Origin of the sequence: Xanthomonas bonasiae (genome assembly GCF_017163705.1) — a bacterium.
GTDB lineage: Bacteria > Pseudomonadota > Gammaproteobacteria > Xanthomonadales > Xanthomonadaceae > Xanthomonas_A > Xanthomonas_A bonasiae.
This window is the reverse complement of sequence record NZ_JAFIWB010000006.1, coordinates 151,258-169,993: the sequence shown is the minus strand read 5'-3', so window position 1 is coordinate 169,993 and position 18,736 is coordinate 151,258. Positions and strand designations below refer to the sequence as shown.

The 18,736-nt window shown below is 68.2% G+C and carries 12 protein-coding genes; 2 read left to right on the top strand and 10 right to left on the bottom strand.

The features are described 5' to 3' along the window. The first annotated feature begins 118 nt into the window (after nucleotides 1-118). Entirely contained in the window at nucleotides 119-1,432 is a 1,314-nt protein-coding gene (locus JR064_RS08765; protein ID WP_191824470.1) for a dicarboxylate/amino acid:cation symporter, read from the top strand. Between the two features lie 132 nt (nucleotides 1,433-1,564). Then, the gene (gene tkt / locus JR064_RS08760) at nucleotides 1,565-3,565 is read left to right on the top strand and encodes a transketolase (RefSeq protein ID WP_206229467.1); all 2,001 of its coding nucleotides are present in this window, start codon (nucleotides 1,565-1,567) and stop codon (nucleotides 3,563-3,565) included. A gap of 221 nt (nucleotides 3,566-3,786) precedes the next feature. On the opposite strand, the gene JR064_RS08755 is transcribed toward tkt, so the two are convergent. The 10 genes from JR064_RS08755 to JR064_RS08710 all read right to left on the bottom strand — a co-directional run bounded on the left by JR064_RS08755 (nucleotide 3,787) and on the right by JR064_RS08710 (nucleotide 18,550). After that, the gene (locus tag JR064_RS08755) at nucleotides 3,787-4,497 is read right to left on the bottom strand and encodes a DUF2894 domain-containing protein (RefSeq protein ID WP_206229466.1); all 711 of its coding nucleotides are present in this window, start codon (nucleotides 4,495-4,497) and stop codon (nucleotides 3,787-3,789) included. After that, complete coding sequence (locus JR064_RS08750; RefSeq protein ID WP_206229465.1) at nucleotides 4,487-5,137, bottom strand: OmpA family protein; 651 nt, start codon at nucleotides 5,135-5,137, stop codon at nucleotides 4,487-4,489. The genes JR064_RS08755 and JR064_RS08750 overlap by 11 nt, the downstream gene beginning before the upstream one ends. Continuing rightward, a complete protein-coding gene (locus JR064_RS08745; RefSeq protein ID WP_206229464.1) occupies nucleotides 5,134-7,470 on the bottom strand; it encodes a DUF802 domain-containing protein in 2,337 nt (778 codons plus the stop codon). Before JR064_RS08745 ends, JR064_RS08750 begins: the two co-directional genes overlap by 4 nt. A gap of 10 nt (nucleotides 7,471-7,480) precedes the next feature. Next, complete coding sequence (locus tag JR064_RS08740; protein WP_206229463.1) at nucleotides 7,481-8,212, bottom strand: DUF3348 domain-containing protein; 732 nt, start codon at nucleotides 8,210-8,212, stop codon at nucleotides 7,481-7,483. Nucleotides 8,213-8,481: 269 nt separating this feature from the next. Continuing rightward, nucleotides 8,482-9,192: a M23 family metallopeptidase gene (locus JR064_RS08735; RefSeq protein WP_206229462.1), complete on the bottom strand. Its 711-nt coding sequence runs from the start codon at nucleotides 9,190-9,192 to the stop codon at nucleotides 8,482-8,484. Between the two features lie 4 nt (nucleotides 9,193-9,196). Then, on the bottom strand, nucleotides 9,197-10,156 hold the full coding sequence (locus tag JR064_RS08730; protein ID WP_206229461.1) for a L,D-transpeptidase family protein: 960 nt from the start codon (nucleotides 10,154-10,156) through the stop codon (nucleotides 9,197-9,199). A gap of 176 nt (nucleotides 10,157-10,332) precedes the next feature. Next, nucleotides 10,333-13,056, bottom strand: a complete 2,724-nt coding sequence (locus tag JR064_RS08725; RefSeq protein WP_206229460.1) for a TonB-dependent receptor — start codon at nucleotides 13,054-13,056, stop codon at nucleotides 10,333-10,335. A gap of 136 nt (nucleotides 13,057-13,192) precedes the next feature. Beyond that, nucleotides 13,193-14,371 (bottom strand): phosphatidylinositol-specific phospholipase C1-like protein, encoded by a 1,179-nt coding sequence (locus JR064_RS08720; protein ID WP_206229459.1) that lies wholly within the window; start codon nucleotides 14,369-14,371, stop codon nucleotides 13,193-13,195. A 249-nt stretch (nucleotides 14,372-14,620) separates the two neighbouring features. Next, a complete protein-coding gene (locus JR064_RS08715) occupies nucleotides 14,621-17,338 on the bottom strand; it encodes a TonB-dependent receptor (RefSeq protein ID WP_206229458.1) in 2,718 nt (905 codons plus the stop codon). 111 nt (nucleotides 17,339-17,449) lie between these two features. Next, entirely contained in the window at nucleotides 17,450-18,550 is a 1,101-nt protein-coding gene (locus tag JR064_RS08710; RefSeq protein ID WP_425510285.1) for a phosphatidylinositol-specific phospholipase C1-like protein, read from the bottom strand. Nucleotides 18,551-18,736: the final 186 nt, after the last annotated feature.

The window sequence follows — 18,736 nt, the reverse complement described above, 5'->3', positions numbered from 1 at the left end:
CAGCGTCGTCGCGGGCCTGGGCGACGCGGCCCGCAGCGCACTCGCCAGGTGGCGCGGGCTTGCGGCCCGCCGGTGCGGGTTTGTTAAGCTCGGAGTTCCCTTCTGCAAGGCGCACACCATGACCGACACCCCCGTGAAGGCCAAGACCGGCATGCCTTTGCATTGGAAAATGGCGATCGGCTTCGCTGTCGGGCTGGTGTTCGGTCTGGCCGTGCACATGAGCGTGGGCGGCGATGCGGCCTGGGTGCAGGCGCTGACCACCTACCTGACCACGCCGTTGTCCAAGCTGTTCCTCAGCCTGATCTTCATGCTGATCGTGCCGTTGCTGTTCTCGGCGCTGGTGATGGGCATTTCCGAGATGGGCGACATCCGCGCGCTGGGCCGGATCGGCTGGAAGACGCTCGGCTATACGGTGGTGCTGTCGGGGATCGCGGTGCTGCTCGGGCTGGTGCTGGTCAACGTGCTCAAGCCGGGCATCGGCGTGGACCACGCATTGGCGCAGCAACTGCTGCAGCAGAACGCGGAGCGCGCCGCGCAGATCGTCGACCAGAGCAAGCAGCAGCCGCGCGGCATGGACATGCTGCTGGCGATCGTGCCCGACAACGTGGTCGCCGCCGCCTCCAGCAACGGCGCGATCCTGTCGCTGATGTTCTTCGCGGTGATGTTCGGCGTGGGCATGGTGCTCAGCGACGATGCCAAGGTGGCGACGCTGCGGCGCGGCATCGAGGGCATCTTCGAGATCTCGATGACCCTGATCGGGCTGGTGATCCGCCTGGCGCCGTACGCGGTGGCCTGCTTCATGTTCAACCTGGCGGCGCTGTTCGGCTTCGAACTGCTGATCCGGCTCGGCGCCTACGTCGGCGTGGTGGTGCTGGCGCTGGGCCTGCACATGGTGGTGACCTACGGGCTGGCGGTGAAGTTGGCCGGGCGCTCGCCGCTGGCGTTCTTCCGCGCCACCCGCGAGGCCACGGTGATGGCGTTCTCCACCGCTTCCAGCAACGCGACCTTGCCCACCGCGCTGCGCGTGGCCGACGAGATGGGCCTGCCGAGCAAGGTGTCGCGCTTCGTGCTGACCGTCGGCGCCACCGCCAACCAGAACGGCACCGCGCTGTTCGAGGGCGTCACCGTGATCTTCCTGGCCCAGTTCTTCGGCGTGGAGCTGAGCATCGCGCAGCAGTTCATGGTGATGCTGGTGTGCATCCTCGGCGGCATCGGCACCGCCGGCGTGCCGTCCGGCTCGCTGCCGGTGGTGGCGCTGATCTGCGCGATGGTCGGGGTGGACCCGGTCGGCATCGGCATGATCCTGGGCGTCAACCATTTCCTGGACATGTGCCGCACCGCGCTGAACGTGACCGGCGACCTGGCGCTGACCACCCTGGTGGCGAAGGGTGAGGGGGACGCCGCCGCGCCACGGGCGGCCGCGGTCGGCTGATCGGCCGGTCGCGGCGGCGTTCCAGGCCGCCGCCGCCGCGGGTCCAGGTCCGGTGACTGTCCTGCGCCCCGGGCTGTGGGACAATGGTGGACCCGACGCCCCCGCGCCCGCTCCCGGTCCAATAGAATCCACATGACGACGCCTACCCGCCGCCAGCTCGCCAACGCGATCCGCTTCCTCGCCGCCGATGCGGTCGAGGCCGCCAAGTCCGGCCATCCCGGCATGCCGATGGGCATGGCCGACATCGCCGAAGTGCTGTGGAACGACTTCCTCAGCCACAACCCGAACAATCCGAAGTGGTTCAACCGCGACCGCTTCGTGCTCTCCAACGGCCACGGCTCGATGCTGCAGTACGCGCTGCTGCACCTGTCCGGCTACGACCTGCCGCTGGACCAGCTGAAGCGCTTCCGCCAGCTGCACAGCAAGACCGCCGGCCACCCCGAGCGCAGCGAGACCCCCGGGGTGGAGACCACCACCGGTCCGCTCGGCCAGGGCTTCGCCAACGCGGTCGGCTTCGCGCTGGCCGAGAAGCTGCTGGCGCAGCGCTACAACCGCCCCGAGCACCAGATCGTCGACCACCGTACCTGGGTGTTCATGGGCGACGGCTGCATGATGGAAGGCATCTCGCACGAAGCCGCCTCGCTGGCCGGCACCTGGGGCCTGGGCAAGCTGGTCGCGTTCTGGGACAACAACCATATCTCCATCGACGGCAACACCGCCGGCTGGTTCAGCGACGACACTCCGGCGCGGTTCGAGGCCTATGGCTGGCACGTGCTGCGCGATGTCGACGGGCAGGATGCCGACGCGATCAAGGCCGCGATCGAGGCCGCCATCGGCGAGAGCGACAAGCCGACCCTGATCTGCTGCCGCACCACCATCGGCTTCGGTGCGCCGAGCAAGGCCGGCAAGGAATCCTCGCACGGCGCGCCGCTGGGCAAGGACGAGCTGGAAGGCGCGCGCAAGGCGCTGCAGTGGCCGTACGGCCCGTTCGAGATCCCGCAGGAGATTTACGACGGCTGGCGCGCCGGTGGCGCCGGCACGCTGCGCCAGGCCGAGTGGGAGCAGGCGTTCGACAAGTACGCCAAGCAGTTCCCGGCCGAGGCCGCGGAGCTGACCCGCCGCTCGCATGGCGAGTTGCCGGAGGACTTCATCGCCCAGGCCGATGCCTACATCGCCAAGCAGGCGAGCGAGGCGCAGACCATCGCCTCGCGCAAGGCCTCGCAGATGGCGATCGAGGCGTTCGCGCCGCTGCTGCCGGAACTGGTCGGCGGTTCGGCCGACCTGGCGCATTCCAACCTGACCCTGTGGAAGGCCAGCAAGTCGGTCGCCACCGACGACCCGAACGCCAACTACGTGTACTACGGCGTGCGCGAGTTCGGCATGACCGCGATCGCCAATGGGCTTGCGCTGCATGGCGGCTTCATCCCGTTTGATGCCACCTTCCTGGTGTTCAGCGACTACGCGCGCAACGGCGTGCGCATGAGCGCGTTGAACCCGGCGCATGCGATCCACGTGTACACCCACGATTCGATCGGCCTGGGCGAGGACGGCCCGACCCATCAGCCGGTGGAACACCTGGCCTCGTTGCGCTACATCCCCAACAACGACGTATGGCGCCCCTGCGACACGGTCGAGTCGGCGGTGAGCTGGAAGGCCGCGATCACCCGCCAGGACGGCCCGAGCTGCCTGGTGTTCAGTCGTCAGAACCTGCCGTTCCAGGTGCGCAGCGACGCGCAGATCAAGCAGATCGAACGCGGCGGCTACGTGCTGGCCGATGCCGAGGGCGGCGCGCCGGACGTGATCCTGATCGGCACCGGTTCGGAAGTCGGGCTGGCCGTGGACGCGAAGAAGGTGCTGGATGCCGCGGGCCTGAAGACCCGCGTGGTGTCGATGCCGTCGACCGACGTGTTCGACCGCCAGGATGCGGCCTATCGCGAATCGGTGCTGCCGAACGCGGTGCGCAAGCGGGTGGCGGTGGAGGCCGGCGTCACCGGTTTCTGGCGCAAGTACGTGGGCCTGGACGGTGCGGTGGTCGGCATCGACACCTTCGGCGCCTCGGCACCGGCCGACGAGCTGTACAAGTACTTCGAGATCACCGCCGAGCACGTGGTCGCGGCGGCGAAGGCGTTGTAACGCAGCGTCTTCCGCGGCAACGAGAAAGGCCGGCGCAAGCCGGCCTTTTTCTTGCTTGCGTTGTTGCGCAATTCAGGCGCGTCCCCTGTAGGAGCGGCTTCAGCCGCGACGGGCTTTACGGATGCAGCCTGTCGCGGCTGAAGCCGCTCCTACAGGGGCGTTATCGGCCTGGATTGGATTGTGCGCCGGGCACGCATTGCGGCCAGCGCGTGGGCCGTGTTTCAGCCGCGCTTGCGCGGCTTGCCGCGCGTCGGCTTCTTGCCGACATCCGCGCCGGGTTTCTGCTGCGTCGCGAGCACATCATCGTCGTGCATCTGTTGCAGCCACGACAATGCGTCGACGTAGGCGAGGAAATGCTGCAGATAGCCCGGCGACAGGGTGCGCATCAGCGCCAGCGCGCGATGCACCAGCACGCCGGAATTCAGCGGGCCGGCATCGGCAGGGGCCTGCTGCAGCGATTGCCGCAGCTGGCTGCGGCTGCGCAGCTCGGTCCACAGTCTGCGCGCATCGTCGAGTGCGGGCAGTTGCTGCGCAGGCTGCGGCGGCATGGCGTTTGCCGTGTCGTTCGCGTCATGCGCGTCATGCGCGGCGCCGCCGGCGAACCGCTGCAGCAGTTCGCCGAGCGGGCTGCGCGCGGTCGCAGTCGCGGTCGCGGGAGGCGCGGTATCGGTATCGGCGATGGCCGTGCCGTCGTCGGTATCGCTTTCGGCGTCGGCGGTTGTCGCGGCCGGCATCCTGGCCAGGTCCGCGGCATAGGCGTCGAGCAGCGCGGACAGCTTCTGCTCCAGCAGGCGCCGCGCTTGGCCATGATGCGTATCGACACGCCGCGCCAGTGCTTCGATGAAGCGGAAGCGCAGCGGATCCAGGCGCTCGGCCTGCCGCTGCCGCCATGCGCCGAGCAGTTCGCTCGCGGATGTCGCGTTATCGCGCATGCGGTCTGGCGGCAGACGTGGACAGCTTCGGCAGCGGCGCCATTTCCACGCGCCGGTTGCTGGCGCGTCCGGCTTCGTCGGTGTTCGGGCTGACCGGTTGCTGCGCGCCGAACGCGGCGGCGAACACCGCATCGGCCGGTACGCCTTCGTCGATCAGCGCACGGGTCACGGTCAGCGCGCGCTGCGCCGACAGTTCCCAGTTGTCGGCGAACTGGCGATTGCTGTCGCGCACCTGGCGGTCGTCGGTGAAGCCGCTGACCATCAGGATCTCGCCGCGCGCCTTGAGGTAGCCGGCCAGCGGCGCGGCCAGGCTCTTCAGCACTTCGCGTCCTTCGGGCTGCAACTGATCGGAATTGAGCGCGAACAGCACGCTGCCGCGAATGCCGATGCGGCCATCGACCAGGGTCACCCGGCCTGCAGCCAGCGGCGCGGCCAGCGCCTGTTCCAGGGTCTTGCGTTGCCGCGCCTCGGCCTGCCGCTGCCGGACTTCCTCGTCCAATTTGTGCGACAGCTGCAGCTGCACGCCGATCACGCCGATCAGGATCAGCACGAACGCGCCCAGCAGCACCGACATCAGGTCGCCGAACACGGCCCAGATCGGCGCGCCGGCGTCGGCTTCGATCTCGAGCTCGTCGCTCATGCCGCTTCGGCTCCGCCGTCGGCGTGCTGGCCGGGCAGCTGGCGCAACTCCTCGATGATCTGCTTCTGCGACAGCATGCTCAGGTCGATGACTTCGCGCGCCTGGGCCACGTAGTAGGCCAGTTGCTCGTCGCTGCGCGCGAGCGACTTGTCCAGCGCCTGTTCGATGCCCTGCAGGCGCTCCAGCAGCGCCGCGTTCGAGTGGCCGAACGCCTCCACCGCGCCGCCGAACGCATCGCCCAGGCTCGCCACTTCGGTGGCGCCGACCGCGACCTGCGCGGCGACCGATTCGAGCTTGCCGGTCTCGGCTTCGATGTGGTCGGTGAAGCGGGTGCCGACCCGTTCGAGCAGATCCGCCGAGGTGGTGACCAGGGCGTCCACCGCGGTGCGTTGCTCGGTGGACGCGTGATTCACCGCGTCGAGCAAGGTGTGCAGCGTGTCCAGCAGGCGGCTGCGCTCTTCCAGCATCGCGGTGTCGCGGACCATGCTCTCGGAGAGTTTCTGGCGCAGCTCGGCGACGACATCGGCGGCGGCCTTCGGCGCTTCCGACGCGGTCTGCACCAGGCGCGAGATCTCGGCGATGGTCTCGCTGGCATGCGCCTGGGTCTGCGCCGCGATCGCGCCTGCGGTGCGTTCGAGGGTGGCGCAGATGTCCTGCTGGCGCTGCGCGATGTGCTCGCCGTTGCGCTCCCACTCCGCGTTCAAGGCGGCGACCATCGCGGCGAACGTGTCGGTCCACGTGGCCAGGCGCGCCTGGTCGCGCGCTTGCAGCGCGTCCTGCAATTGCGCGTGGGAGTGCTGCATGACCTCGACCAGCGCCGCCGCGCGTTGTTCCAGCGTCGCTGCGGCCGCGTCCAGCGCCTTTGCGTTGCGCTCGGCCAGGGCGGCGTTGACGTCTTCCTGGCGCGACAGCGCATCGCTCCAGGCCTGCTTGGCGCCATCGGCGGTGGCATCGAGGCGTACCGAGATCGCATCCAGCGCCTGTGCGTTGCGCGCCGCCAGCTGTTCGTTGATCGCTTCCTGGCGCGACAGCGCATCGCTCCAGGCCTGCTTGGCGCCATCGGCGGTGGCGTCGAGGCGTACCGAGATCGCATCCAGCGCCTGTGCGTTGCGCGCTGCCAATTGCGCGTTGATCTCTTGCTGGCGCGACAGCGCATCGTTCCATGCCTGCTTGGCGCCGTCCGCCGTGGCGTCCAGGCGCGCCGACACGGCATCCAGCACGCCGTTCGAGCGCATCGCGAAGCTGTCGCCGAAGCCGTCCAGCGCGCTGCGCAGATCCTGGACCAGCGCCTGGTTGGTGTCGCGCTGGCCGGCCAGCGCGGCATCCCACGCCTGTGCGGCGCGCGCGGCGGCGTTCTCGAAGCCGCTGGCCAGGCTGTCCAGCTGGCGTTGCACGGCCTGGCCGACGTGCTCGTGCAGCGTCGCGGTTTCGCGCGCCAGGCCGTCCAGGGTGGCCTGCACCACCGGCTGCAGCGCCGCGCCGAGCGCGCGCGCGTTCTCCGCGACGCCGGCCTGCAGCGACTGCTCCACCGCGCCGGCCAGGCGCGTGTAGGCGGCCTCGGTCCTGGCGTGGAAGGCGTCCTGATTGCTTGCGAGGCGTTCGCCGCTGGCGGCGCCCTGTTGCTCGATACCGGTCGCCATCGCCTGCAGCCGGTCGATCAAGGCCGGCATCAGTTCCGTCTGCCGCTGCAGCAGCTTGAACGCTTCACTGCGCTGGAACGCCTGCGAATGGACGTGCAGCGTGGTCGCGATGGCCAGGTCGAGCCCTTGCACCGCCTGCAGCCGCTCGCGCCGGCACAGCGCGGCGAGCAGGCCGAGCATCGCCGAACTGGCCACGCCGGCGATGGAGGTGCCGAACGCGAAGCCCAGGCCCTTGACCGGTGCGGCCAGCGAGTCGCGGATGGCCTGCAGGTCGGTCGCGCTTTCCAGCGCCAGGCCGGTACCGCGCAGGGTCGCCATCATGCCCAGGAAGGTGCCGAGCATGCCCAGCAGGACCAGCAGGCCGACCAGGTACGGGGTCAGTCCCGGCGCCGGCAAGGCGACGCGCTCGCCCTCGATGCGCAGGCGCACCGCATTGCGCAGGCTCGGATCCAGGCGCTGCAGCCAGCCGCCCAGGTCGGACTGCGCCGCGTCCGCGTCGGCCACGGCGTGGACCAGCGTGGCCGTGGCCTGCCGGTAGCGGTACAGCTCCAGCGCGCCGGCCACGTAGCACGCGCCGATCAGCAGCGCGAAGCCGACGCCCAGCGGATTGGTGCCGAGATAGCCCACGCCGATCCAGCACACGGCGGCGAGGCCGGCCAGGAACACGACGGAATTGAAGAAGTTCTTGAACATGAGGTCTCGGTCAGCGGGGGCGCAGCGCTGCGAGCAGCGCGTCGATGGGGTGGAAGCGGACATCCAGCTCGGCGCGCAGCACGCTGCGCATGTCCTGGCGGAACACGTCCAGCCAGGCGTTGGCGGTCGGTGCCTGAGCGGTGTCCGCCGTGTGCGTGTCGGCCGCCGCGGTGGGCTCGGTCTCGCGCAGGCGTTCGAAATGCTGTTGCAGCAGCGCCGGCACGGCAGCCAGCAGGGTCTGTTCGCGCGGACTCAGGGTCAGCTCCATGACCGCATCCACCTCCGCCAGCCGCGCCATGTCGGCCGACGTCCGCGCCAGCGTGTCGCGCAGCTGGCCGCGCAGGCGGCCGGTCGCGGTCAGCATCGTCCGCTGCAGCGACAGGTAACGCTGGCGGAACGGCGCGTAGTCGAGCGGCGCGTTCGCGTCGGCGGCATGGCCAGGCCGGGGGCCTTGCTTGCCGGCGTCCGCGGCGGTGTCGCTGGAAATCGCCTCCTCCAGCGCGCGGCGCACGCGTGCGCACTCGTGCGCGTCGGCGCCCTCGAATGGCGCGTCGGCGTCGATCGCGGGCAGCCTCCCGTCCAGCGCCCTGGACACGGCCACGGCGCGCGTCCAGTCGATCCATTGGCCGAGCCGGTCGGCCAGCGCGGGGCTGGACGGCGCGATGTCGGCGTCGGTGAGACGTGCGAGGAGGCGAATGAACGCCGGGCCCGGGACAGGCGGCCGTGGAAGAGCTTTCGCCATTGCTTCTGGGTAAAACCGGGAATTTTACACGCGAATGACATGGCGGGCCGGCCGGCAACCCCGGCGGCGGCCCGAAAGCCGCCCCGCCGGTCCGGTGCGGTTCAAGCTGCCGTTGCCGGGTTGCCGCCAGCCCTGGCACGCCCCGGCCTGGCGGGGTGGGGCTGAGGCCCGCGAGTCAAGGCATCGAGCCGTCGGCAGGTCCAGGCGTGATGCGGAGGCGCCTGCGATCGCGCAGCCTCCCGAGACGCAGCGTCGGGCCGCGCCTGCGCCTACAGGCGCTGCTCGCCGCGCAGCAGCGGATACGGATTGAGCGATTCGCCCTTCCACCACTGCTTTTCCGGGCCCAGCCGGTGGATCTCGAAATGCAGGTGCGGCGCGCCAGGATCGGCATTGCCGGTGCTGCCGACATAGCCGAGCACCTGGCCGCGGCGGAGCGTCTGTTTTTCCGCCAGTCCATCCGCGTAGCGCTGCAGGTGCGCGTAGTAGTAGGCGTAGCGGCCGCTGGGTTCGAACTGGTACACGGTGAGGCCGCCGCGCTCGCTGTCGAACAGCTTTTCCACGCTGCCGTCGGCCACCGCCAGCACCGGCGTGCCGGCCGGCGCCAGGATGTCGATCGCGTCGTGGTGCCGGCCCTGGCTGCGCGCGTCGGTGAAGGTGTCCTGCAGCTGGTCGCGACGCACGCCTTGTACGGGGATCAGCAGGTCGTCGGAAGCGTTCGCCGACGTGGCCGCGGGGGGCGCTGCGGCCGCGGCAGGCGCCGCCGCCGGCGGGGTGTCTATCGACATTGGCAAAGGCGCCGGCGCGGTCGCCTCGCGCTGTGCCGGTGCCGCTGCTGGCGCTGTGGCAGGGGACATTGCGAGCGTGGCCGCTGCGTCGCCGGCCGCGGCTGCGCTGGGGCGCACCTGTACGCCGGCGCGCAGCACCCAGTAGCCGAGCGCTACCGCCATTACCAGCGCCGCCAGGCTGAGCACGGTCTTCATCCGCTCACTCCTGCATGGTCACCGGCACCGACGCGTTCACCGCGGCGGCCACGGTCAGCGCGTCCCAGTTGGTCAGGCGCACGCAGCCATGCGATTGCGCCTTGCCGACCCGCGCCGGATCCGGCGTGCCGTGCAGGCCGTAGTGGTCCTTGGACAGGTCGATCCACACCTCGCCGACCGGATTGTTCGGGCCTGCGGCCAACGTGGCCTTCTTGTCCGACTTGTCGGCGTCCCAGAACAGCTTGGGGTTGTAGTGGAAGGTCGGCTGCCGCACCACGCCCTTGATCTTCCAGTCGCCGATCGGCAGCGGATCGTGCTCGCTGCCGGTGGAGGCGGGGAACTGGGCCAGGATCGCGCCGCCGGCGTCGAGCAGGCGCACGGTGGAATCGGACTTGTCGACCACCAGCTTGGCCGCCTTCGGCAGCGCCGCGGTGCCGAGCACGTTCGGCACCTGCACGCTGGCGCCAGCCTGGCTGAAGTCGACCGACGGGTTGAGCGCGCGCAACAGCGCAGGCGCGGCGTGGAAGCGTTCGCCCAGGCGCTCTTCCACCGATTCGTAGCCCAGCGCCGGCAGCTTGGCCTTCTCCGCGGTGTCCTCGGGGATCTTGGGGAACGGACCGGCCACGTCCTCGGCGGTGAGTGTGTAGGCGATCAGCGCGGGCGCGCTGTCCTGCGCCAGCGCCTGCCAGGTGGCGTCGTCGAGTTCGCCGCTTGCGGTCAGTCCGCGCGCCTGCTGGAAGCCGGAGACCGCGCGGCGCTGGTTGGAGCCCGGCTGGCCGTCGATCTCGCCCGGGGAGAAGTGCGCGCGGTCCAGCAGCACCTGTGCGCGCAGCGGCGAACGTTCGCCGCTGTCCGGGGCTGCGGTGGAGGCCGCGGCCTTGGCGGGCGGCTGCGCCGATGCAGTGCCGACGGCGCTCGCGAACAGCACGGCGAGGCAGGCGAGTGGAAGCGATAGGCGGGACATCGGCGACTCCGGCATGAATTGCAGCCACCATGCCTAAGCGTCGCGACTAGCCAGCGTGAAATGTCTGGCTGCCCGCTGACCGCAGCGCGGCCGGCACTGCCGGGCCGCGCAACCGTCTCGCTTCCAAGAACCGAGCCGCGACGCCTCCGGCGCGCTTGGCCGGAGGCAGGCCGCGCTCAGTAGGTGTAGCCCACCGTCAGCATGTACACCCGGCCCGTCTCGACATAGGCGCCGTCGGCGCCGGGATCGTAGGCCATGTAGCGCTTGGACTTGCCCTGGGTCTCGTAGAAGGTGGCCGCATTGAGCAGGTTCTTGGCCGACACGCCGACGTCGATGCCGTGCGGCAGGTGGTAGGTGGCATTCAAGTCCAGCGACTTCACCGGCTGCAGGTAGTAGTTGAGCCGGTCGCTGGTCAGGCCGAGCAGCTGCAGGCCGGTGTAGTTGTAGCTCAGGTCCGCACGCAGCTTCGTGTCGTCGTAGAACAGGTCCAGGTTGTAGATGCGTTCCGGCGCGCGCGGCAACCAGGTCGTTTCCGGTTGATCCGGGCGCTTGCTGTCCGCTTCGCTGTGCTGCAGCGTGAGGTTGGCGGTAGCGCCGAAATTGCCCCAGATGCCGGGCAGGTCCTGCAGGCGTTTGCTGGCCGCCAGTTCCACGCCGTAGAGCTTGGCGGTGCCGCCGTTCTGCGGCATGGTCACCGGCACACCGTTCTCGAACGTGGTGCCGGTGGGAACCAGGCCGCCGAGCGTGTTGTCGTTGCTGGTGGCCGACTGCGAGGTGTAGACGAAGCCGGTGATGCGCTTGTAGTAGGTCGCCGCGCTGAGCACGCCGCCATGATGGTCGTAGAACTCCGCGGACAGGTCGGCGTTGTCGGCCTTGCTCGGATTGAGGTCGGGATTGGGCTTGGAAATGCCGATGACCGTGTTGTTGGGGTCGATGGTGTACACCGTCTCGCCGGAAATCAGGCCGAAGGCCGGGCGGCTGAAGCTGCGCCGCAGCGAGGCGCGATAGACGGTGAGATCGTCCGGGCGATAGTTGAGGCTGATCCCCGGCAACACTTCGCCATAGGTGCGGCCGTTGCCGACGAACCGGCCATTGATGCCGTCGCCGCTGGATTGCCAGGAATCGGCCGAGTAGCGGGTCAGCTCGTAGCGCACGCCAGGCAGCAAGGTCACGTCGCCGACGTGCAGCGTGGCCATCGCGTAGCCGGAATAGATCGCCTCGGTGCTGGAGGTGGTGTTGGCGTTGTAGTCGTTGGCGGTATAGACGCCGGCGCCCTTGGGATCGTCGATGTACTTGTAGGGCACGGCCTGCGCCAGCATCCAGTTGCGGTCCAGGATCTTGAACGGGCCGGCATAGTGGCCATCGAAGGCGCCGTAGGTCACCCGCCCCGGGATCGCGCTCAGCGGCGGGCCGCCGGCGGTGGGGAAGGCGTAGTTGGGGCCGCCGAAGTAAGGGCCGTTGGAGACGAAGTTGCCATCCTTGTGGAAGAACGGATGGTCGTAGGCGCCGCGGTCGGCGTGGTCGGCGGACAGCCCGACCTTGACGCTGTCCAGCACGCTGTCGTCCACGTGGTAGGTGATGTCGGTGTGCGCATTGACGCGGTTGTCGTGGCTGCCGGCGTCATGGCCCTGCACCTTCCATAGCAATGCAGAATCCAGGTTGTAGAAATAGTTCTTCAGCGCGTCGGAGCTGGGACCGATGCTCGGATAGGTCGGGTCGCTGAGGTCGAAGGCGAAGCTGCCGGGGGTGAAACCGTACAGGCTGGCCGAGACGTAGTCCGGCCGGCTGCGGGTGCCGCGGCCGAACGAGCTGCCGTAGTCGAACTGCAGGCGGTCCAGCGTGGTCTTGCCGCCCACTTGCAGCGTCGCCAGCTTCTCGTCGATGTCGTGCGTGTTGAAGTAGCCGCCGCGCACGGCCGTGGGCTGGTTCAGATAGGTTTCCAGGCGCGCGCTGGACTGGTCCTGCTGCCCGGTGACACGGTAGCTGCCGTAGATGGCACGGGCGTATAGCGCGCTATGCTCGCCCTGCCAGTCGAGCGCGAGGTTGCCGCCGTAGCGTTCGATCTGGCTGGTGTAGACGCTGTACTTGTAGCGGGTGCTGACCAGGGGGCCCACATCGCGCAGATCGGTGGCATTGGCCTGTGCCGGATCGGCCGGAACGTATTTGCTGTTGGGCGCAGGCGCCTGCGCCATGTTGTTGTTCTTGCCGTAATAGGCGGACGCGTAGAGGCCGAAGGCCTGGTTGTCGCCGAACTTCCAGGCCAGTTCCTGCTGCAGCGTGCCGCCCTTGTCCTTGCCGCCGAGGTCCGAGGCGAGCGCGTTGAACTGGCCCTGCGCGGTGGTCTTGCCATAGAAATCGCCGTTGAAGTCGAACGCGCTGGGCGTGCGCATGTCGATCGCGCCACCGATCGCGTCGCCGGGCATGTCGGGTGTCGGCGCCTTGGAGACCTGCACCGACTGGATGCCGAACGGCGCCAGCATGTTCAACGAGATCGCGCGGGTCGAGGAGTCGGTTTCGGGCATGCCGAAGCCGTTGAGGGTGTAGGCGTTGTAGCTGGCGTCCATGCCGCGGATGCTGACGTAGGCGTTCTCGCCGGTGGTGGCCTGGCCCAGGTGCATGTCGCTGTAGGCCGACAATCCCGGCATGTGCGCGAGCACGTCGGCGATGCCGGCCGAGGGAATGGCGTCGATCTGCTCCTTGTCCATCACGCTGTTGACGCTGTTGGACAGGCGCTGTTCGTTGATCGAACCGGGCGCGGGCGCCTGGTCGGCCTGCACGTTGACCGAATCCAGCGTGGTGGGGGTGCGTGGGCTCGCGTCCTCCGCGAACGCGGGTGCGCAGAACGTCAGGGCGATGCTGATGGCGTAGGTCAGGCGGCTGATGGAACGGGTGGACTGCATGTAGAGAACTCGCGGTTGGTGAGCTTGGGTACCCTGGCCCCGGCGATGCGGGCGCAGGCGATTGCATCGCCCATGCGTTCCATTGCGACAGGTGTGTGGAGGTGGTGCGGTACGAAACGGGGCGAGCGGCGTCGATTCAATGCGTCAGATCGACGCCGTCGCAGCGTGCGTTCGGGAATTGCGGATTGCAGCGGGCGGCCGCGTCGCCATCGAAGCGCACCACGTAGCCGGAAGCGGCCGCTTCGTGAGCGGGGAAATCGGTGCTGAGCAACTGTGCGCCGCTGGCGAGCATGCCGTCGCGGCGCGTGGTGTCGTTGCGCGCCGGTTCTTTCAGGTCCGCATCGGTGCGCGTGCGCACCAGATATCCGGCTTTCACCAGGCGCGCGATCTCTTCCGCGCTGCCGTCGTTGCGTTCGGTGAAGGCAGCGTCGGCTTGGCCCGCAACGGCATTGGTGAAGCACACCCGGCCGCGCAGCGAAGGGTGGCCAGGCAGATAGCTGCTGCCGGCCGAACGTTGGTCGAGCAGGAACACGACCTTGCCGCGCGTCTCGGCCAAGGCTGGCCAGCCACGGGCGAGGATGGCGACATTGAGCGTGGGCGCATCGCCACGCACCTGGTCCGGGCTCAGATACTCGCCGGGCGCGAACACCGAGCGCAGCTCTGCATCCAGCGCATCCATCGCGGCACCATCGAACGGTTCGGGCTGCACGGTGGGAAAGCCGAGCTGCAGCGGCGATTGCTTGGTTTCGAGCAGGATGAAGATCGGAAGATGCCCCGGGTGTCGCCTGGACCAGGCGCGCACGTCCTGCAGGCAGGCGACCAGCGGCTGGCAGGTGCTGCGCTGGTCCAGGTCCTGCACATGCATGACCTTGATTCCGGGCTTCTCCATCACGCCGGCGGGAGCGATGGCCGGGGCTGGCGGCAGTCCAGCCTTGGCGATCTGTTCCACGATCGCCGGGTGCGCATAGCGGCCACCCTTGGCATCGGCATAGAGATCCAGTTCGATCTGCCTGACGCCATCGTCGAGCTGTTGCGCCATTGGCGGATGGCGGTAGTCCAGCATCGCGAACGATGCCGGGTCCATCCGTTTCCAGAACGTGGCTTCGCTGGGCGCGAAACCGGCGTGGTAGCTGTTGTGGCTGCCGATGTACTGCAGTTCGTTGAGCTTGGGTGCGGCGTGCAGCGCGAGCGGGACGATCGTCAACAGACCGAGCAGGACGCTTTCGATACGTTTGCGACGTTGTGAGCGCGCCGCTGGCGGTGCGGTGAAACAGACCGATTCCAGCGCCTGCAGTACGGATGAAAAGGGGCGCATGCGGCAAAGCCGGAAAACAAGACCCCGCTATCATCAGCCGCCAGCTTGACGCGCATCTTTCCATCTTGTTGCCACACGGCGTCATGCATTGCGACAGTTCGCCATGCGTAAGGCCGCTGCCGCAGTTGCGATGGCGCCGCTCGATCGGCGCGCGTGCCATCCGTGGCAAGCGATCGCCGCAAGATCCGCCTCGCGCGTGCTGTGTGCTGCGCGACAACGCGAGCGCGTTGCAGCGCCTGCACGCCTCGCTCAGTAGGTGTAGCCCAGCGTCAGCATGTACACCCGCCCGGTCTCGACGTAGGCGCCGTCGGCGCCGGGATCGTAGGCCAGGTAGCGCTTGGACTTGCCCTGGGTTTCGTAGAACGTCGCTTCGTCGAGCAGGTTCTTGACCGACACGCCGACGTCGATGCCGTGCGGCAGGTGGTAGGTGGCGTTCAAGTCCAGCGACTTCACCGGCTGTAGGTAGTAGTTGAGCCGGTCGCTGGTCAGGCCGAGCAGCTGCAGGCCGGTGTAGTTGTAGCTCAGGTCGGCGCGCAGTTGCGCGTCGTCGTAGAACAGGCCCAGGTTGTAGATGCGCTCCGGTGCGCGCGGCAACCAGGTGTTCTCCGGCTGGTCGGCGCGCTTGCTGTCGGCCGAGCTGTGCTGCAGGGTCAGGTTGGCGGTGGCGCCGAAATTGCCCCAGATGCCGGGCAAATCCTGCAGGCGCTTGCTCAACGCCAGTTCCACGCCGTAGAGCTTGGCGGTGCCGCCGTTCTGCGGCATGGTCACCGGCACGCCGTTTTCCAGCGTGGTGCCGGTAGGGACCAGGCCGCCGAGCGTGTTGTCGTTACTGGTGGACGATTGCGAGGTGTAGACGAAGCCGGTGATGCGCTTGTAGTAGGTCGAGGCGCTGAGCATGCCGCCGTGCGCGTCGTAGAACTCCGCGGACAGATCGGCGTTGTCGGCCTTGCTCGGGTTCAGATCCGGATTGGGTTTGGAAATGCCCAGCAGCTTGCCGCTGGTGTCATCGATCGAGTACACCGTCTCGCCGGAAATCAGGCCAAAGGCCGGACGGCTGAAACTGCGCCGCAGCGAGGCGCGATAGACGGTGAGATCGTCCGGGCGATAGTTGAGGCTGATCCCCGGCAGCACTTCGCCATAGGTGCGGCCGGTGCCGACGAAGCGGCCGGTGGCATCGTCGCCGTTGGATTGCCAGGAATCGGCCGAGTAGCGGGTCAGTTCGTAGCGCACGCCAGGCAGCACGGTCACCTCGCCAAGGTGCAGCGTGGCCATCGCATAGCCGGAATAGATCGCTTCGGTACTGGAGGTGGTGTTGGCGTTGTAGTCGTTGGCGGTGTAGACGCCTGCGCCGTTGGGATCGTCGACGTACTTGTAGGGCACGGCCTGCGCCAGCACCCAGTTGCGGTCCACGATCTTGAGCGGACCGGCGAACCTGCCGTCGAAGCCGCCGTTGACGATCTTGCCGGGCAACGCGGACAGGGTGGGGCCGCCGGCCGCATAGAACGGATAGTCGGGGCCGCCGAAGTAGGGGCCGCCGTAGACGAAGTTGTTGTCGTTGTGGAAGAAGGCGTGATCGTAGGCGCCGCGCTCGGAATGGTCGGCGGACAGCCCGACCTTGACGCTCTCCAGCACGCTGTCGTCCACGCGGTAGGCGATGTCGACATGCGCGTTGGCGCGGTTGTCGTGGCTGCCAGCGTCGTGGCCCTGCACTTTCCAGAAGTGTGGCGTGTCCAGGTCGTAGAAGTAGCGTTTCAGCGCGTCGGAGCTGGGCGCCAGGTTCGGATAGGTCGGGTCGCTGAGGTCGAACGCGTAGTTGCCGGCGGTCAGCGCATACATGCTCGCTTCGACGTAGTCCGGACGGTTGCGGGTGCCGCGGCCGAACGAGGTGCCGTAGTCGAACTGCAGCTTGTCGAGCGTGGTCTTGCCGCCCAGTTGCAGCGTCGCCAGCTTTTCCTGGATGTCGCGCGTGTTGAAGTATTCGCCGCGTACCGCGATCGGCGCGCCGCCGCTGCTCGCCGATGCGGCGCCGGCCTGATCCTGTTGTCCGGTGACGTTGTAGGCGCCATAGATCGCGCGGGCGTACAGCGTGCTGTGCTCGCCCTGCCAATCGAGCGCGAGGTTGCCGCCGTAGCGTTCGATCTGGTTGGTATAGAGGCTGTACTTGTACTGCGTGTCGACCAGCGGGCCGACAGCGCGCAGGTCGGTGGCATCGGCCTGCGCCGGATCGACCGGGGTGTAGGGGGTGTTGGGCGAGGTGGCCTGCGCCAGGGTGTTCGACTTGCCGTAGTAGCCGGAGAGGTAGAGGCCGAACGCCTGGTGCTCGCCGAATTTCCAGGCCAGTTCCTGCTGCAGCGTGCCGCCCTTGTCCTTCGTGCCCAGGTCCGAGGCCAGTGCGCTCAGCTTGCCCTGCGCGGTGGTCTTGGCATAGAAATCGCGGTCGAAGTCGAATGCGCTGGGCGTGCGCATGTCGATCGCGCCGCCGATCGCATCGCCGGGCATGTCGGGGGTCGGCGCCTTGGACACCTGCACCGACTGGATGCCGAACGGTGCCAGCATGTTCAACGAGATCGCGCGCGTCGACGAATCGGTTTCGGGCATGCCGAAGCCGTTGAGGGTGTAGGCGTTGTAGCTGGCGTCCATGCCGCGGATGCTGACGTAGGCGTTCTCGCCGGTGGCGGCCTGGCCCAGGTGCATGTCGCTGTAGGCCGACAGTCCCGGCATGTGCGCGAGTACGTCGGCGATGCCGGCCGACGGAATGGCGTCGATCTGCTCCTTGTCCATCACGCTGTTGACGCTGTTGGACAGGCGCTGTTCGTTGATCGACCCCGGCGCCGGGGTCTGGTCCGCTTCCACATTGACCGACGCCAGGGTCTTGGGATTCTGGTCCGGGGTGTCCGCAAATGCCGGCGCGGACAGCGCCAGTACGATGGAGCAGGCCAAGCGGCTGATCGTGTGGGTGCGCTGCATGTCGGTAGCTCGGGTGGGAGTCTGGGTGGATCGGTCGGACCCGATCGCGCGCACGCGTCCAGCGGCGAACGCCATCGCGATCACGCGTGCGTTGCGCAACGGCCGCCGCGGTTAGTGCGTCAGGTCGTAGCCGGCGCAGTGCGCCGCCGGGAATTGCGGATTGCAGCGCGCCGCCGCGTCGCCGGCGAAGCGCAGCACATAGCCGGAGGCGGCCGGTTCGTGGTCCGGATAGTCGGTACTGAGCAGTTGCGCGCCGCTGGCCAGCATGCTGTCGCGGCGTGTGGTGTCGCCGCGCGCCGGCTCCTTCAGGTCCGCATCGGTGCGCGTACGCACCAGATATCCGGCCTTCACCAGGCGCGCGATCTCTTCCGCGCTGCCGTCGTTGCGCTCGGTGAAGGCCGCATCGGCTTCGCCCGGAATGGCGTTGGTGAAGCACACGCGGCCGCGCAGCGAAGGATGGCCGGGCAGGTAATGCCGGCCCACCGAATGCTGGTCGAGCAGGAACACGATCTTGCCGCGCGCTTCGGACAGGGACGGCCAGCCGTGCGCAAGAATCGCGGCGTTGAGCGTGGGCGCCGTGCCGCGCACCTGGTCCGGACTCAGATACTCGTCGGGCCGGAAGACCGAGCGGATTTCCGCATCCAGCGCATCCATCGCGGCGGCATCGAAGGGTTCGGGCTGCACGGTCGGGAACGCCAACTGCAACGACGACTCCTCGGTTTCCAGCAGCACGAACACCGGCAGATGGCCCGGATGCTGTGTGGACCATGCGCGCACTTGCTGCAGGCAGGCGACCAGCGGCTGGCAGGTGCTGCGCTGGTCCAGGTCCTGCACGTGCATGACCTTGAATCCCGGCGTTTCCATCACCCCGGGCGCGGCGATGGCCGGCGCCGGCGGCAGGCCGGCCTTGGCGATCTGCCCGACGATTGCCGGGTGCGCATAGCGGCCACCCTTGGCATCGGCATAGATATCCAGCTCGATCTGCCTGACGCCGTCGTCGAATTGCTGCGTCAGCGGCGGATGGCGGTAATCCAGAGTCGCGAACACGGCCGGATCGGTGCGTTTCCAGAGTTCGGCTTCGCTGGGCGCGAAGCCGGCGTGGTAGCTGTTGTGGCTGCCGATGTATTGCAGTTCGTTGAGCCGCGGTGCGGCGTGCAACGCGAGCGGCGCGAGCGCCAACAGGCCAAGCAGTGCACGTTTGATACGTTCGATACGTTTGGCCAGGGCGCCATGCGCCGCAAAGCGACGGGCCCTATCCGGCGTCGGATGGGCGGATGAACGGAGGTGCATGCGGCAAGACCGAAGAACAAGATGTGATGATCATCCCGATGCAGCTTGACGCAATGCTTTCCGTCTTGTTGCCGCGCCGCGTCACACGTTGCCATGTTCACCCTCTGC

Excerpts from the sequence above, each read along its gene's own strand:
- JR064_RS08765 (WP_191824470.1), top strand. The coding sequence starts at position 119 with ATGACCGACACCCCCGTGAAGGCCAAGACCGGCATGCCTTTGCATTGG.
- JR064_RS08725 (WP_206229460.1), bottom strand. The coding sequence starts at position 13,056 with ATGCAGTCCACCCGTTCCATCAGCCGCCTGACCTACGCCATCAGCATC.
- JR064_RS08735 (WP_206229462.1), bottom strand. The coding sequence starts at position 9,192 with ATGAAGACCGTGCTCAGCCTGGCGGCGCTGGTAATGGCGGTAGCGCTC.
- JR064_RS08720 (WP_206229459.1), bottom strand. The coding sequence starts at position 14,371 with ATGCGCCCCTTTTCATCCGTACTGCAGGCGCTGGAATCGGTCTGTTTC.
- JR064_RS08715 (WP_206229458.1), bottom strand. The coding sequence starts at position 17,338 with ATGCAGCGCACCCACACGATCAGCCGCTTGGCCTGCTCCATCGTACTG.
- JR064_RS08745 (WP_206229464.1), bottom strand. The coding sequence starts at position 7,470 with ATGTTCAAGAACTTCTTCAATTCCGTCGTGTTCCTGGCCGGCCTCGCC.
- JR064_RS08740 (WP_206229463.1), bottom strand. The coding sequence starts at position 8,212 with ATGGCGAAAGCTCTTCCACGGCCGCCTGTCCCGGGCCCGGCGTTCATT.
- JR064_RS08750 (WP_206229465.1), bottom strand. The coding sequence starts at position 5,137 with ATGAGCGACGAGCTCGAGATCGAAGCCGACGCCGGCGCGCCGATCTGG.
- JR064_RS08730 (WP_206229461.1), bottom strand. The coding sequence starts at position 10,156 with ATGTCCCGCCTATCGCTTCCACTCGCCTGCCTCGCCGTGCTGTTCGCG.
- tkt (WP_206229467.1), top strand. The coding sequence starts at position 1,565 with ATGACGACGCCTACCCGCCGCCAGCTCGCCAACGCGATCCGCTTCCTC.
- JR064_RS08755 (WP_206229466.1), bottom strand. The coding sequence starts at position 4,497 with ATGCGCGATAACGCGACATCCGCGAGCGAACTGCTCGGCGCATGGCGG.